Raw genomic sequence first — 1110 nt, 5'->3', positions numbered from 1 at the left:
GCTGCCGAAGGCTGCGATCTTTTCGGCGAGCCCAACAAATCAGAGCTTGGCGGTTGTCCGACCCGGCTTTTTGGTCTGCAACAGATGCGAGAACACCGCGTGCAGATCGTCCGAGGCGCTTTCTTCGTCGAGGTTGAGCTTGCTGTCGATGTGATCCATGTGATGCATCATCAGGTTCACCGCAAGTGTCGCGTCGCGCGCCTCGATGGCGTCGATCAACTGAGTGTGTTCATCATAGGAACAGTGCGAACGGTTGCCGCTTTCGTACTGGGCAATGATCAATGAGGTCTGGGACACCAGGCTGCGCTGGAAGCTGATCAGCGGAGCATTCTTCGCCGCTTCGGCAAGCTTCAGGTGGAACTCGCCAGAGAGCCGGATACCCGCCCCACGGTCGCCACGGGAGAAGCTGTCGCGCTCGTCGTTGACCATCTGCCTCAGCGCCGCCAGCTCCTCGGCTGTCGCATGCTGCACCGCCAACTCGGTAATCGCTCGTTCCACCAGACGCCTGGCGAGGAACACCTGGCGGGCCTCATTGACGCTCGGGCTGGCCACCACGGCACCACGATTGGGGCGCAGCAATACCACGCCCTCATGGGCCAGACGCGACAGGGCGCGACGAATGATGGTGCGGCTGACCCCGAAAATTTCCCCCAGCGCTTCTTCGCTCAACTTGGTGCCGGGCGCCAGGCGCTGTTCGAGAATGGCCTCGAAGATATGCGCGTAGACGATATCGTCCTGGGTTCCACTGCGGCCGGCTTTGCCTGCTCGCGGTTGTTTCTTGAGGGGCTGCAACTGATCGTTCATGGGCACTCGAGTCGAGGAAACTGCGACGAATTACCGTGACTGTAGTACGACACGGTAGCGCGCGGGCAAATATCGCGGAAAAACATGGCACATTGTACACAACCCCAGGTGCAAACACGACTGTACGGCAGTTTGCGGTCACCGCTGTATTGCAACGTTCACCCAGGTTTGAGTTTAGGCTTGAACACAGAACTCATGGCGAACACCTCCCCCCGTAGGAGCTGCCGCAGGCTGCGATCTTTTCCGTCAGACGACCTGATTCCAGAGGGACATCTGCAAAAGCAAGATCAAAAGATCGCAGCCTGC

At 59.2% G+C, this 1110-nt stretch carries 1 protein-coding gene; it reads right to left on the bottom strand.

Going from position 1 to position 1110, the window contains the following annotated elements; all coding sequences use genetic code 11:
* Window positions 1-39: 39 nt before the first annotated feature.
* Entirely contained in the window at window positions 40-804 is a 765-nt protein-coding gene (locus F8N85_RS34380) for a GntR family transcriptional regulator (protein WP_150804824.1), read from the bottom strand.
* Between the last annotated feature and the right edge of the window lie 306 nt (window positions 805-1110).

The organism is Pseudomonas fluorescens (genome assembly GCF_902497875.1).
In the GTDB taxonomy this organism is placed as follows: domain Bacteria; phylum Pseudomonadota; class Gammaproteobacteria; order Pseudomonadales; family Pseudomonadaceae; genus Aquipseudomonas; species Aquipseudomonas fluorescens_BR.
This window is presented reverse-complemented; position numbering and strand designations above follow the sequence as displayed.